This window comes from Nocardia panacis, from assembly GCF_003598715.1.
Lineage (GTDB): Bacteria > Actinomycetota > Actinomycetes > Mycobacteriales > Mycobacteriaceae > Nocardia > Nocardia panacis.
This window is the reverse complement of sequence record NZ_QZFU01000029.1, coordinates 477,020-490,743: the sequence shown is the minus strand read 5'-3', so window position 1 is coordinate 490,743 and position 13,724 is coordinate 477,020. Positions and strand designations below refer to the sequence as shown.

General features: G+C 68.2%; 11 protein-coding genes. 4 read left to right on the top strand and 7 right to left on the bottom strand.

Annotated features, from left to right (window positions below; genetic code table 11):
* The first annotated feature begins 159 nt into the window (after positions 1-159).
* Positions 160-3,378: a fused isobutyryl-CoA mutase/GTPase IcmF gene (gene icmF, locus D5S18_RS24555; RefSeq protein WP_120043421.1), complete on the top strand. Its 3,219-nt coding sequence runs from the start codon at positions 160-162 to the stop codon at positions 3,376-3,378.
* 88 nt (positions 3,379-3,466) lie between these two features.
* Positions 3,467-4,546 (top strand): amidohydrolase family protein, encoded by a 1,080-nt coding sequence (locus D5S18_RS24550; RefSeq protein ID WP_120043420.1) that lies wholly within the window; start codon positions 3,467-3,469, stop codon positions 4,544-4,546.
* Positions 4,547-4,628: 82 nt separating this feature from the next.
* Here D5S18_RS24550 and D5S18_RS24545 read toward each other — a convergent pair whose 3' ends face one another.
* The 4 genes from D5S18_RS24545 to D5S18_RS24530 are packed head-to-tail and all read right to left on the bottom strand — an operon-like array spanning position 4,629 to position 9,501.
* Complete coding sequence (locus D5S18_RS24545; RefSeq protein ID WP_120043419.1) at positions 4,629-5,396, bottom strand: helical backbone metal receptor; 768 nt, start codon at positions 5,394-5,396, stop codon at positions 4,629-4,631.
* Positions 5,393-5,917 carry a TetR/AcrR family transcriptional regulator gene (locus D5S18_RS24540; protein WP_158607945.1) on the bottom strand — a complete coding sequence of 175 codons (525 nt, stop codon included), beginning with the start codon at positions 5,915-5,917 and terminating at the stop codon, positions 5,393-5,395. The genes D5S18_RS24545 and D5S18_RS24540 overlap by 4 nt, the downstream gene beginning before the upstream one ends.
* 60 nt (positions 5,918-5,977) lie before the next feature.
* Positions 5,978-6,748 (bottom strand): SWIM zinc finger family protein, encoded by a 771-nt coding sequence (locus D5S18_RS24535; protein ID WP_120043417.1) that lies wholly within the window; start codon positions 6,746-6,748, stop codon positions 5,978-5,980.
* The gene (locus D5S18_RS24530; RefSeq protein WP_120043416.1) at positions 6,745-9,501 is read right to left on the bottom strand and encodes a DEAD/DEAH box helicase; all 2,757 of its coding nucleotides are present in this window, start codon (positions 9,499-9,501) and stop codon (positions 6,745-6,747) included. Before D5S18_RS24530 ends, D5S18_RS24535 begins: the two co-directional genes overlap by 4 nt.
* A 200-nt stretch (positions 9,502-9,701) precedes the next feature.
* Here D5S18_RS24530 and D5S18_RS24525 point away from each other — a divergent pair, with 200 nt between their 5' ends.
* On the top strand, positions 9,702-10,064 hold the full coding sequence (locus D5S18_RS24525) for a hypothetical protein (protein ID WP_120043415.1): 363 nt from the start codon (positions 9,702-9,704) through the stop codon (positions 10,062-10,064).
* A 3-nt stretch (positions 10,065-10,067) separates the two neighbouring features.
* Here the strand turns inward: D5S18_RS24525 and D5S18_RS24520 are convergent, their stop codons facing one another.
* A complete protein-coding gene (locus D5S18_RS24520; protein ID WP_439651166.1) occupies positions 10,068-10,886 on the bottom strand; it encodes a sulfurtransferase in 819 nt (272 codons plus the stop codon).
* Between the two features lie 150 nt (positions 10,887-11,036).
* Here D5S18_RS24520 and D5S18_RS24515 point away from each other — a divergent pair, with 150 nt between their 5' ends.
* A complete protein-coding gene (locus tag D5S18_RS24515) occupies positions 11,037-12,242 on the top strand; it encodes a benzoate/H(+) symporter BenE family transporter (protein WP_120043414.1) in 1,206 nt (401 codons plus the stop codon).
* A 93-nt stretch (positions 12,243-12,335) separates the two neighbouring features.
* Here D5S18_RS24515 and D5S18_RS24510 read toward each other — a convergent pair whose 3' ends face one another.
* Together D5S18_RS24510 and D5S18_RS24505 are read right to left on the bottom strand one after the other, a co-directional pair.
* Positions 12,336-12,836: a nucleoside 2-deoxyribosyltransferase domain-containing protein gene (locus D5S18_RS24510; RefSeq protein WP_120043413.1), complete on the bottom strand. Its 501-nt coding sequence runs from the start codon at positions 12,834-12,836 to the stop codon at positions 12,336-12,338.
* Positions 12,837-12,889: 53 nt separating this feature from the next.
* Complete coding sequence (locus D5S18_RS24505) at positions 12,890-13,696, bottom strand: SDR family oxidoreductase (protein WP_120043412.1); 807 nt, start codon at positions 13,694-13,696, stop codon at positions 12,890-12,892.
* Positions 13,697-13,724: the final 28 nt, after the last annotated feature.

Here is a 13,724-nt window from a genome sequence, read left to right as displayed (position 1 = left end):
TAGTTGGACGTCCAAGTATATCGAGAGCCGGAACCGGATGTGATTCATCCCACTTTCACAATCGGGCGGCCCGGCCGCGTCGCTGGCGTTGTGATTTGAGTCACCGTAGGCTTGGTTTGACGTCCTAATATCGGGCGTCGGACTCGCCGGAGGCATCCCGTGGCCGATCACACTCAGCTGCACACACTGACGCACCCCATTCGATTCGTCACCTCGGCGGCGCTGTTCGACGGCCACGACGCGGCCATCAACATCATGCGGCGCATTCTGCAGGCCCAGGGCGCGGAGGTGATCCACCTCGGACACAACCGCTCGGTGGCCGAGGTCCTCGACGCGGTGCTCACCGAGGATGTGCAGGGCGTCGCCGTCAGCTCCTACCAGGGTGGCCACGTCGAATACTTCGAGTATCTGGCCGACTCGCTGAAAAAGGCCGGGGCCGAACATGTTCGGATCTTCGGCGGAGGCGGCGGGGTGATCGTCGCGGCGGAGATCGCACGGCTCGCGGCCGCGGGCGTCACCATCTTCTCCCCCGAGGACGGGCAGCGACTCGGCCTGCCCGGCATGATCAATCGACTCATCCGCGAATGCGATGCGGACCCCGCCACCGAACCGCCCGTGCTCGAGGCGGTGCTCGCGGGCGAGCGCCCCGCACTCGCCCGCACCCTCACCTGCCTGCAGCAGGACGCGCTACCCCCGGATATCCGACAGGGTCTCGACGCGGCCGCGGCGGCACGCACCGTGCCGGTCCTCGGCATCACCGGCACCGGCGGGTCCGGAAAGTCCTCGCTCACCGACGAATTGGTGCGTCGGCTGCGCTCGGACCAACAGGACAAACTGCGGGTAGCCGTGCTCGCGGTGGACCCCACCCGCCGACGCGGCGGCGGCGCGCTGCTCGGCGACCGCATCAGGATGAACGCCCTGGACGGCGCGCACATCTTCTTCCGCTCCCTGGCCACCCGCGGCGCGCGGGAACTGCCCAACGGCATCGACGGCATGATCACCGCGTGCAAGGCCGCAGGCTACGACCTGATCATCCTGGAGACGCCCGGAATCGGGCAGGGCGACGCGGCGGTAGTCGACCATGTCGATCTCGCGCTGTATGTGATGACACCAGAATTCGGCGCGGCCTCCCAGCTGGAGAAGATCGACATGCTGGATTACGCGGATGTGGTGGCGGTCAACAAGTTCGAGCGGCGCGGCGCGGCCGACGCGCTGCGCGATGTGGCCCGTCAGCTCATTCGCAATCGCGGGGCCTTCGGGGCCGCGCCCGAGGACATGCCGGTATTCGGCACCAGCGCCGCGACTTTCAACGACGACGGTGTCACGGCGCTGTACCAGCACCTCACGGAGTTGCTCGCCGCGCGCGGACTTCCCTTGCAGCAGGGCACACTTCCGCACGTCGAGATCCGCGCTTCGACCAGATTCGCCCAGATCATTCCGCCTGCCAGGGTGCGCTATCTGGCCGAAATCGCCGACACGGTGCGCGCCTACCACGCCGAGACGGCGACGCAAATCCCGGTGGCACAGCGGATTCAGCGGCTGGCGCAGGTGGCCGCCGAACTCCCCGACGACCCGGCCGTCATCGCCCTCGCCGACAAGGCCCGCACCGAGCTGAGCGCGGACAATGCTGCGCTGCTCGCCGAATGGCCCGCACTGGCCGACTCCTATCGCGGCGAGGAGCAGGTATTTCGGGTGCGCGACCGCGAGATCCGCACCCCACTGCGCCGAGAGACACTGTCCGGCAACACGATTCCGCGCGTCGCACTGCCCCGCTACACCGATCACGGTGAACTGCTCCGCTTCCTGCGCGCCGAGAACCTCCCCGGCCGCTTCCCCTTCACCGCGGGCGTCTTCCCGTTCAAACGCGACGGCGAGGACCCGGCCCGCATGTTCGCCGGTGAGGGCGATCCCTTCCGCACCAACCGCCGCTTCAAGGTGCTCAGCGAGCATTCGACGGCCAAACGGCTGTCCACCGCCTTCGATTCGGTGACCCTCTACGGGCACGACCCGGCCGAACGCCCCGATATCTACGGCAAAGTCGGCACCTCCGGCGTCTCCATCGCCTCACTCGACGATATGACGGCCCTCTACGCCGGATTCGACCTCACCGCGCCAACCACCTCGGTCTCCATGACCATCAACGGCCCGGCCCCCACCATCCTGGCCTACTTCCTCAATACCGCCATAGACCAAGCGCTGGAACGCTTCACCAGCGAACAGGGACGCGAACCGACCGCCGAGGAGGCGGCCGAGGTGCGCGCCGCCACGCTGGCCACCGTGCGCGGCACCGTGCAGGCCGACATCCTCAAGGAGGACCAGGGCCAGAACACCTGCATCTTCTCCACCGAATTCAGCCTGCGCATGATGGCCGATATTCAGGAATGGTTCGTGCGCAACAGCGTCCGCAATTTCTACTCGGTCTCCATCTCCGGCTACCACATCGCCGAGGCCGGGGCCAATCCGATCAGCCAACTGGCCTTCACCCTCGCCAACGGATTCACCTATGTGGAGGCCTATCTCGCGCGCGGCATGCGCATCGATGATTTCGCGCCGAACCTCTCATATTTCTTCTCCAATGGCATGGATCCGGAATATTCGGTGATCGGGCGGGTGGCCCGGCGAATCTGGGCCATCGCCATGCGCGACCGCTACGGCGCCGCCGAGCGCTCCCAGAAACTGAAGTACCACATCCAGACCTCCGGTCGCTCGCTGCACGCGCAGGAGATGGGATTCAACGACATTCGCACCACGCTGCAGGCGCTCATCGCCAGTTACGACAACTGCAACAGCCTGCACACCAATGCCTACGACGAGGCGGTCACCACGCCGAGCGAGGAATCGGTGCGCCGCGCGCTGGCCATTCAGCTGATCATCAATCGCGAATGGGGCGTGGCCATGAACGAGAACCCGCTGCAGGGCAGCTATCTCGTCGACGAGCTCACCGACCTCGTCGAGGCGGCGGTCCTGGCGGAATTCGATCGGATCAGCGAACGCGGCGGCGTCCTCGGCGCGATGGAGACCGGCTATCAGCGCGGGCGGATCCAGGACGAGTCGATGCGCTACGAACAGCGCAAACACGATGGGACACTGCCCATCATCGGGGTCAACACCTTCCGCGCCCCGCACGGCGAACCGGCGCCGCGGCTGGAACTGGCGCGCGGCACCGAAGCCGAGAAACGTTCCCAACTCGACCGGGTCCACGAATTCCAGCGGCGCCATCGCGACGCCGCGCACGCCGCGCTGCGCAGGCTCGAGGCCGTGGCCCGCACCGAGGACAATATTTTCGAGGTCCTGATGGACGCGGCCAGGGTGTGCACGCTGCAGCAGATCACCGACACCTTCTTCACGGTTGGGGGCCAATACCGTCGCAATGTGTGAGCGACTGCGGAGTTTCTCTTCCGACGACGCCGGGCTCGTGTGACAATCTGGGCGACTGAACGCGATATTGCGAGCGGGGAAGGCACGCATGAATTTCCCGGATATCCGGATCATCGACGCGCATATCCACCAGTGGGATCCCTTCACCACGCCGCGCGAGTTCAGCGCGATCGCCAGGGCGATGCGGGTGCTGCCGCTGCCGGAATCGGCGGCGGTGCGACTCGGTCGACGGCGCGATCGCGAATTCGTCGGCGATCCGGCGGCATTCCTGCGCCCCTACCTGCCCGCCGACTATCGCGCCGACGCGGCGGGAGTGCCGGTGGATACGGTCGCGCATATCGAGGTGCAGTGGGCGGCAGAGGATCCGGTGGCCGAGGCCGATGAGACGGGCTGGGTGGCGCGACTGCCCTTCGATCGCGAAGGACCCGAGCTGGGCGCGATCGTCGCGAGCGCGGATCCCGCCGAACCGCGGTTCGCCGCGCTGCTCGACGCGCACCTGGCTGCCTCCCCGCTGGTCTGCGGGATACGAACCATGGTGGCGCACCACCCGGATTCGGGGGTTCGCTCCTTCACCAAAGTCGAGAACGCGCTCACCACAAAGGAATTCCTCGCCGGATTCGGTGAACTGGCCGAGCGCGGACTGTCTTTCGACGCCTGGGTCTATTCGCCGGCCCTCCCCGATGTGGCCGCGCTCGCCGAGCGTTTTCCCGAGGTGCCCATCGTGCTCGACCATCTCGGCACGCCCGCAGGGATCTTCGGCCGCGTCGGCAGGCACACCGGCGACAATCCCGCCCACCGGCGCGAGGTGTTCCTACGCTGGCGCGACGATCTGGCGGCGCTGGCCGCCCACCCCAATGTGGTGGCGAAGGTGAGCGGCCTGGCCATGCCGATCCTGGGTCATCCGATCCCGCCACGCGCAATACCCACCCCCGTCGGCACTTTGCTCGACCGCGTCGCCCCGATGGTCCACCACGCCATGGACGTTTTCGGCACGAACCGCCTGCTTTGGGGCTCCAACTTCCCCATCGACAAACCCGTCACCTCGATCGCCAACAGCCTGCGCACCATCGCCACCGCCCTCACCGACCACGGCGCGAACCCCACCGACCTGCGCCACGTCTTCCACGACACCGCCCACCACACCTACCGCATCACCACACCGGTTTAGATCGCCCAGGGAGTAAGTTCGAAGACGCCCGGTGAGCATCGCCGCACTCCGCGGGAAGCGACGAGCGGCCCGGACCGCGCCACTACGACCGGATCAGCGCATCCTCGATGGCGCGCGTGAGTGCGGCGCGGGCGGTGAGCAGGGAAGGGCCGTACCAGGTGAGGGCGCGGCCCGACACCAGCGCCACCGGAATACCGGGAAAGGCTTCCGGCCCATCGGATTCGGTGAAGACATACGGCTCATCGGGGAGGACGGCCAATTCCACACCCGCCCGCAATTCCGCCTCGGTGACGCGTGGGTAGCGCTCCGCGCGATCGGCGTGCACCACGCGCAGGCCGAGGCGGCGGGCCAGATCACCGGTGAAGGTGTCGCGGCCGACCACCATCCACGGCTTGCGCCAGACCGGTATCACCGCAGGACGCAATGGGCCGGAATGTGCTGGTGCCCAGATCTTTTCCGACTCGATCAGCCATTCGGGCGCTGCATCGAAGACCGTGGCGAAAAGCCTGGTGAGCGACGAGAATGCCTCGGCTACCGTCTCGATCCTGGTGACCCACACCGCGATTCCCGCCGCGCGCAGCCGTTCGACATCGATGCGGCGATTCTCCTCCTGATTGCACAGCACCAGGTCGGGGTCGATCGCCAGAATCCGCCGCAGATCCGGATTCTTGGTGCCGCGCACCCTTTCCACCGCGAACTCGGCCGGATGTGTGCACCAGTTGGTCGCGGCCACCAGGACTTCCGGGCAGGTGGCGGCCACCGACTCGGTCAGCGAGGGCACCAGGGAGACGACGCGGCGCACCGGACCCGCGAGAGGCACCTCGGCACCGAGATCGTCGACCGGATTCATCGCAGGATCCGCCCCGCAGGCACGCGCAGTTCCGCGGGCGCCACGGTGGGCAGGACGGAGGCCGCACCCAAGACCAGCAGGTAGACAACCAGGCCGGTCTGTCGCGCATCCTCCGGCGCATAACCGTTGGCCTCCAAAAGGTTTCGCAGAATATCGAGTCGTGCGGTGTCGATGCGTTCCTGGACCGTCGCCGCCTGCGGATCGTCCACCGCCCAGGCCCGTATGGCCGGTTCGATGCGTGCGGGCGAATCGTCGTCGAGCACCCGGTCTATCAGCGACTCCAGCCGCTGCCGCGCGGACAGGTCCGCGGCGGCGATCTCGCGCAGATACCGGGTGGTGTGCACCTCCGCGAAGTGGTCGAGCAGCGCAGTCCGATAGCCCGACATCCCGGCGAAATGGTGATAGAACGACCCGGTGCTGAGTCCGGTCGCGGCGACCAGCTTGTCGATGGTGAGTCCGCCCGGTCCCGAGGCGCCCAGAATCTCCGGTCCCGAGGTGAGCCACGAATCCTTGCCCGCCATTCGACCCATCCTATAACGCAACTTTTGTTACGGAGCCCGGGATCGTCCGGTACCCGAGGATCAGCGCGCGAGCGCGGTATAGAGGGTGCGCAGTTCGCGCAGGCCCGCCGCGGCGGTCGTTTCGTCGGGCGCGGTCATCCGCAGCGCCCGCCGCAATGGCAGCGGGTCGAGATCGTCGATGGCAGGACGGAATTCGAGCCGCGGCGGTTCGGGCAGTTCCAGTTCCGCACCGTATGGATCGACGTAATCCGTTGGGGCGGGCTCGGTTTCGATCCCTCGTATAAGGGAGTCGAGGTCGATTCCGCGTAGCGTGAGGATATCGCGGGGCTGTTCGTCCAATCGCTCGGCGAGCACGTAGCAGACGGCGGCGGCATGTTTGCATGGCCGGCCCGCGTCAGGACAGGTGCAATCGAAATCCAGATCCGCCGCGGTCTGCGGTAACAGCAGCGGGCCGAGGTCGACGGGCAGTGCGCCGGAAGCGATTTCGGCGAGCATGCCGGGTGCGGCGCGAATCGCCTCCACCAGCAGCTCCAACTCCTCCTCGCGCATGCGCCGCACGGTGAGCACCGACGTGAATGGCCGAGGTTGACTGCCCTGCACCTCGGCCGTCACCCCGCCGGGCTCCACCCGATAGCTCACCACCTGACCGGAGCGGGCATAACTGCGACCACGCGACATCCGCCCCGGCTCCGCCATCCGCTCGATCGCCTCCACCAGCGCCCTGCCCCACCAGGTGCGCCCGAATCCGCCTCGGCGACTACGCGCCTCGACACCGCCGCGCACCGGACGACGTTTCCCGTAGCCGCCCTCATAGCCGTCCACCGGGATCATTCGCCCACTGCCTCCGTGCCGAGAGTGAACAACCGCGCCAATTCGCCGTCGCTGAACTCGGTGATCCAGTTCTCCCCCGCGCCGACCGCCAGATCCGCCAATTGCCGCTTGCCCGAGATCATTTCGTCGATCCGCTCCTCGATGGTGTCGACGCATACCAGTTTGCGCACCTGGACATCGCGCCGCTGTCCGATCCGGTAGGCGCGGTCGGTGGCCTGGTTCTCCACCGCCGGATTCCACCAGCGATCCAGGTGCACCACATGATTGGCGGCCGTGAGGTTCAATCCGGTGCCGCCCGCCTTGAGCGAGAGCAGCATCAGCGGCGGACCGTCCGACTCCTGGAATCCGGCCACCATGGTGTCGCGGCGCTTCTTGGACACACCGCCGTGCAGGAAGGGCACCGCCGCACCGAAACGCTCGGTCAGATACGGGGCGATCAACTCGCCGAACTCGCGAAACTGGGTGAACAGCAAGGCTCTTTCACCCTCGGCCAGCACCGAGTCCACCACATCCTCCACCAGGGCCAGCTTGCCCGAGCGGTGTGCGCCGCGCCGCAGCACGGCCGAGCCGTCGGCCAGGAAGTGCGCCGGATGATTGCAGACCTGTTTGAGCCGGGTGAGCGCGCTCAAGACCGCGCCCTTGCGGGCCATACCCTTCGCGCCCTTGATCTTGGTGAGCATGTCGTCCACCACCGCCTGATACAGCGCGGCCTGCTCCACCGTGAGATTGGCGCGCACCGTCATCTCCAATTTCTCCGGGAGATCGGCGATGACGGCCGGATCGGTCTTCACCCGGCGCAGCACGAACGGCTGGGTGAGATGCCGCAGGCGACTGATGGCATTCGGGTCGCGCTCGCGCTCGATCGGCACGGCGAAGCGGGCGCGGAACGACTGCGGACTGCCCAGCAGCGCGGGCACCGCGAAATCCAGGATCGACCGCAGTTCCTCGAGGCGGTTCTCCACCGGAGTCCCGGTGAGCGCCAACCGATGTCGCGCCCGCAGACCGCGCGCCGCCCTGGCCTGGCGGGTCGCGGCATTCTTGATGTGCTGCGCCTCGTCGAGCACCACCCGCGCCCACTCCTGCCGCCGCAACTCCTCGATATCCCTCGCCAGCAGCACATAGGTGGTGACAACCAGGTCGGCCTCGGCCACCGCGGCATCCAGCCCCGCACCGGCGGGCCGGGACGGACCGTGCAGTACCAGCACCTTCAGGTCCGGGGCGAATCGGGCTGTCTCCCTTTGCCAATTGCCGACCACCGACATCGGGCACACCAGCAGCGTCGGACCGCACGCACCCGATTCGCGCTCGTGCAGCAGCAACGCCAGCACCTGCACCGTCTTGCCGAGGCCCATATCGTCGGCGAGGATCGCGCCGAGACCGAGCCTGCTCATGAAGGCCAGCCAGGACAGGCCGCGCTCCTGATAGGGGCGCAGGGTGGTGCGCAATCCGGTGGGCGCGGCGAGCGGTTCGGGTTCGTGGGAGCGGTCGAGCAGGTCGGCCACCCAACCGGTCGCGTGCACCGCATCGATGGGCACCCGGTCGACGTGGTTGTCGGCCAGTTCGACGAACATCCGATCCAGTTCGGCCGTCATCGGCTCGACACGGCCTGCCACGTAGCGGGCGGCGGCGGCCAGCATCTTGTGATCGGCCTGCACCCATTCGCCGCGCAACTGCACCAGATCCGATTTGGATTTGACGAGTCGGGCCATCTCCGCCTGCGTCAGCACCGTATTGCCCAGGGCGAGTTCCCAACTGAACGACACCAATCGACGCATGCCGACGGTGCTCTCGGCGGCGGGCACCCCGGACACATTCAGCCGCAGGGTGGGTTCGGCGATATTCCAGGCGCGCGGCAGCAGCAGGCGGGCGCCGGATTCGCGCAGGGCGTGCGCGCCGTGCGCGACCAGATCGGCCACCACCTCGGTGGGCAGCAGCAGATCCAGCGAGCGGGGGTCGCTCGGCAGGTCGCGCAGCCGCGGGTAGGCGCGCTGCGCCGCGCCCAACTTCTCCACCGCCGCACGCAGCAGCACCGGATCACCGTGCAGCACAACCGGACTCGGTGCCTCCCCGGCCGATTGCAGACACACCTCCAGCCGCCAGAGCTCTTGCTGCGCCTCGGGTTCCAGCAGGCGCAGCACCAGATCCGGCTCCTCGCCGAGGAGACTCTCCCGCCACCTGATCAGCGCCTCGGACACCTGGAAGCTGCCCGCGTCGAACGGGGTGTCGTCGATCAGGGCCGCGATAAGCGAGTGCTCGGCCGCGACAGGTTCCAGGAGTTCGCGCACCAGCGGGTCGGTCAATTCCGCGACCAGATCGTCCAGCACCGCACTCGGCGCACCCGCCACCCGCAACGCGGGCGGCATGGCGGCCGCCAACTCCGCCAGCCAGGCCCGCAGCGGACGCCCGCCGACCAGCCGCCACCGCACCCACCACTGCCCGTCCTCGCGGCGCAGTTCCGGCGCGACCCGACCCGCCCGCACCCAGCGCTGCACACCCCGCGCCACATGCGACAGATACCGCAGATCTCCGGCCACCTCGCCCTCCGGCAGCCGCTGGCGCAGCACCACCGCCGCCACCATCGGCGTCACCGCGTGCGCCCGCACCTCCCGAACCTCCCCCGCCACCAGCACCCCGGCCCGATGCCGAAACCGCGCCTCGGCCAGCAAACCCCCCAGCGGCCCGCTCACCTCCGCCGCCGCCTGCGCGGGCCAGAGCACCAGTCCCCGCCCCGGAGCCCACAAACCATGCAGCATCCCGCCATCAAATCAGGTCCCCCCGACACCGTCTCGACCACCTCTCCCGCTTCCTCGGCGGCCCGCGTGGCGGATTCGAATAGGGCGCGACAAGATTGTGTTGCCGGTTCCCCATTGGCGCCGATTTCGGACCATACTGGGATATCGGCTGGTCATCGCTGGCTCGGGCCAGAAAATCCTCGAAGCGGAGGGCAGCAAGCATGACGATTCTGCTCCAGGTACTCGAGCAGAGCTTTACGCCGACCACACCGTGGGAACGGCGAAAATTCACCTTCATCAATGCCGACAAGATCGTCGGGATGCGCCTGGACGGGCAGTGCGGGGTATGGCTCGACCTGTCGCGCCCCGGTGAATCGCAGCGGCTGGCGCACACCGTGGATCCGCGCGAGGCGATCACCTTCCTGCTGACCACCTTCGCCAAGATCGCCGAATGCGAGGACGGCGGCGGCTCGTGGCTGATCGGTCACGACGGCTGCCACACCGGCAGCCTCGCCGCGACCCGCTTCCCACCCAGGGCCAGGCAGGTCATCGAGGACGAACTGCTGGCCCGCGCCTGGCTGTGAGATTCAGGCCCCGGTGGCCACCGGCCGCTTCGGATCATTCGACCACTGCGACCACGATCCCGGATACAGCGCCGCCTCGACACCCGCGATGGCGAGCGCCGCGATCTGGTGCGCCGCGGTGACCCCCGACCCGCAATACACCGCGACCGGACCCGCGCCGAATTCGGCGAAGCGGTCGCGCAGCTCGTTCGTGCTTCGGAACCGGCCCGCCGAGTCCAGGTTGGCAGCGGTGGGCGCGCTGACCGCGCCGGGAATATGGCCCGCGCGCGGATCGATCGGTTCGGTCTCGCCCCGGTAGCGTTCGCCCGCCCGCGCGTCCAGCAGCACACCCGACCAGCGCGCCGCCGCATCGGCATCGATGACCGGCAGATGACCGGGCGTCAGCACCACGTCGCCCGGTTCCGGATCGGGTTCGGCCCCGGTGGCCACCGCGCCGCCCGCCGCGATCCACGCGGGCAGCCCACCGTCGAGCAGCCGCACGTCGGCAATGCCGGACCAGCGCAGCAACCACCAGGCGCGCGCCGCCGCCATCGCGCCGGTGGCGTCGTAGACGACAACGGGATCGCCCGCCCGGATCCCCCAACTGCGCGCGCACCGCTGCAACTGGCCGATCTCGGGCAGCGGGTGTCGGCCGCGCGCCGGTGCGGGCGGCGCGGCGAGCTCGGTCTCCATATCGACGAAGACCGCGCCGGGCACGTGCCCATCGAGATAGTGCTGCGGACCATCCGGGTCGCCCAGTGCCCACCGCACATCGAGTAGACGAACCCGTTTGTCCGCCAGGGCTTCCCGTAGTTCTTCCGGCGAGATCAGCACCGCGCTCAACCTGACTCCTTGACGAATCGCCCAGCTCGGATCGATGGCACCACCCTACGCAAACCGCGCCGCGCGCGGGGCACGACCCGGACGGAAATCAGTCCAGTTTCCGGAGGCCGGCTACCGACACCCGCACGCCGTGACGGCAGGATCGCGCGAATGACGAAGGTTTTTCCGGTGCCCGAACAAGCGGCGACATCCGAGGCGGTGGGTTTGGCGCCCGCGCTCACTGCCGGAATCGTCACGGCGCTGGTGGGTTTCGTCAGCGCGTTCGCGGTGGTGCTGAAGGGTCTGACCGGGGTGGGGGCCTCGCAGGCGCAGGCGGCGTCCGGATTGCTCGCGGTGTGCCTCACGCAGGCGGTGGGGATGATGGTGCTGAGCTACCGGTATCGGATGCCGATCTCGCTGGCCTGGTCGACGCCGGGCGCGGCGCTGCTGGCCGGTGCCGGGGCGGTGGCGGGTGGGTGGCCCGCCGCGGTGGGGGCCTTCGTGCTGACCGGTGTCCTTATTCTCTTGACCGGACTGTGGGGGCGGATCGGCGATCTGGTGGCGCGCATCCCGGTGGGGATCGCGCAGGCCATGTTGGCGGGGGTCTTGCTGCCGCTGTGTCTGGCGCCGGTGCGCGCGGTGCCCACCAGTCCGGCGGTGGTGCTGCCGGTGATCGCGGTCTGGTTGGTGCTGCAGCGCTACGCCAAGCGGTGGGCGGTGCTCGCGGCCTTCGTCGCGGCGGCGGTCGGCGCCGGTATCAGCATGGTCCTCGACCATCGCGGCCTGGAGTTGGCGAGCATGGTGCCATCGGTGGAACTGACGGTGCCGCACTGGAATTGGCAAACCATCATCGGTATCACGGTGCCGCTGTACATCGTCACCATGGCCTCGCAGAACATTCCGGGCAGCGCGGTGCTCGGTTCGTTCGGTTATCAGGTGCCGTGGCGCGCGGCCATGACCGTCACCGGGGTGGGCACGATACTCGGCGCGCCTGCGGGCGGGCATGCCATCAATCTGGCGGCGATCAGCGCGGCGTTGGCGGCCGCGCCGTCGGCGCATCCGGATCCCAAGCGGCGGTGGATCGCGGCGTTCACGGCGGGTTTCGGCTATCTGGTGCTGGCGCTGGCCTCGGCCGCGGTGGTGGCGCTGATCGCGGCGGCGCCTGCGGGCACGTTGGAAACCGTTGCCGGACTTGCCCTGCTGGGCACGCTGGCGGCCGCATTGGCGGGCGCGCTGCGCGCCGAGGAGCATCGGGAGGCGAGTGTGCTCACCTTCCTCATCGCCGCTTCCGGTGTGAGTTTCCTGGGTGTGGGCGCGGCATTTTGGGCGTTGGTGGTCGGACTGATCGCGCGCCGTCTTTTGGCCGCGCGGACCTGAGGCGAGCCGTCGCCCCCGCGGAGGTCGGGATCACCCTCGCCCTCGATCCCGACCTCCGCGGGGGCGACGGAATGTCGCCTAATTCAGATTAACTCAAACCTGTTCCGCCAGCCCGGATTTCACTATTCCCAGCACCGAATCGACGGTATCGGAAAGTGTTTCGCATACCGGGGCGCCGAAACGCCGCGCGGTATGGATCAAATACCGGTTGCGTTCCGGATTCGGACAGTCCGGTGGGCAGCCGAGCACGAGACGACCCGATCCCACGTACAGTCCGAATTCGACATTTGTCGTAAATCCCGGCAGTCTGGTCACATCGCGGGGGATCCAGAACATGATCGCGCTCGCCCCGCTCAATCCGGCGATCTCCCAATCGATCTGGGCGTCATAGTCGGAGGCGCGGAAACCGACCGCCGATTCCGGGGCGAGCACCGACAGCGGCCCCGGACCGCGCCAGGCCGCTTCGAGCGCGGCAATGGCGGCAGGCCGCCAGGACGGGGTGCGGTCCTCGCGCGGCGTCGGTCCGGCGAGAAATACGCTCGGCCCCTCGGGAATGGGCTCGCGCGCCCAAATAACTCGCACCGGATCACCCATTGGGCGCCACCTTTCAATTCCGCTGTGGCCCTCATGAGACCACAGCGCTTTTCTCACGCTTGGAGTCCGGCCTGAAATCGGCGCATCCCGCGCAGCCAGCGATCGTAATCGGCGCCTTTGTGCCGATACATTTCCAATACCTCGGGATGCGGCAGAATCAGAAACTCCTCCGCCACAACGCCTTCCATGACCGCGGCGGCGACCTGCTCCGGCGTCAGCACCGCGCCCGCCGTCGTCACCGCCTTGACCGCGAGTTCGGCCTCGGCGACATCCTCGGCGGGAACCAGACCGGTCTGCAGCAACCGGGTGTCCACCCCCATCGGACACAGACAACTGACCCGAATCCCCTTGTCGCCGTATGTCACCGACAGCCACTCAGCGAATCCCACCGCCGCATGCTTGGACACCGAATAGGGGGCGGAACCGAGTTGGGTGAGCAGTCCGGCCGCCGAGGCGGTGGCGACGAAATAGCCCGCGCCCCGCTCGACCCAGCCGGGCACCAGCAGCCGGGCCGCCCGCACATGGGCCATGGTGTTGACCTCGAGCGCCGCCGCCCACTGCGCGTCGGTGCTCTGCAAACCCGCACCGCCACCGATACCGGCATTGGCGAAATACAGGTCCACCGGGCCGAATTCGGCCTCGGCCCGCTCGATCAGCCCGCGAATCACCCGCTCGTCGGCGACATCGCCGTCGGCCGCCACCGCACCCGCGCCGATCGAAGCGGCCACCTCGGCGACCCGATCGGCCGCGAGATCGGCGAGGACCACCCGCGCCCCACCCGCCACCAATGCCCGCGCCAGCGCCGCACCGATGCCCGCGCCCGCCCCCGTGACAATCGCAACCTTGCCCGAAATCTCCATCCCCGCACCATAGGCCCTGCCTCGCAGA

Excerpts from the sequence above, each read along its gene's own strand:
- D5S18_RS24550 (WP_120043420.1), top strand. The coding sequence starts at position 3,467 with ATGAATTTCCCGGATATCCGGATCATCGACGCGCATATCCACCAGTGG.
- D5S18_RS24545 (WP_120043419.1), bottom strand. The coding sequence starts at position 5,396 with ATGAATCCGGTCGACGATCTCGGTGCCGAGGTGCCTCTCGCGGGTCCG.
- D5S18_RS24540 (WP_158607945.1), bottom strand. The coding sequence starts at position 5,917 with ATGGCGGGCAAGGATTCGTGGCTCACCTCGGGACCGGAGATTCTGGGC.
- D5S18_RS24535 (WP_120043417.1), bottom strand. The coding sequence starts at position 6,748 with ATGATCCCGGTGGACGGCTATGAGGGCGGCTACGGGAAACGTCGTCCG.
- D5S18_RS24530 (WP_120043416.1), bottom strand. The coding sequence starts at position 9,501 with ATGCTGCATGGTTTGTGGGCTCCGGGGCGGGGACTGGTGCTCTGGCCC.
- D5S18_RS24525 (WP_120043415.1), top strand. The coding sequence starts at position 9,702 with ATGACGATTCTGCTCCAGGTACTCGAGCAGAGCTTTACGCCGACCACA.
- D5S18_RS24515 (WP_120043414.1), top strand. The coding sequence starts at position 11,037 with ATGACGAAGGTTTTTCCGGTGCCCGAACAAGCGGCGACATCCGAGGCG.
- D5S18_RS24510 (WP_120043413.1), bottom strand. The coding sequence starts at position 12,836 with ATGGGTGATCCGGTGCGAGTTATTTGGGCGCGCGAGCCCATTCCCGAG.
- D5S18_RS24505 (WP_120043412.1), bottom strand. The coding sequence starts at position 13,696 with ATGGAGATTTCGGGCAAGGTTGCGATTGTCACGGGGGCGGGCGCGGGC.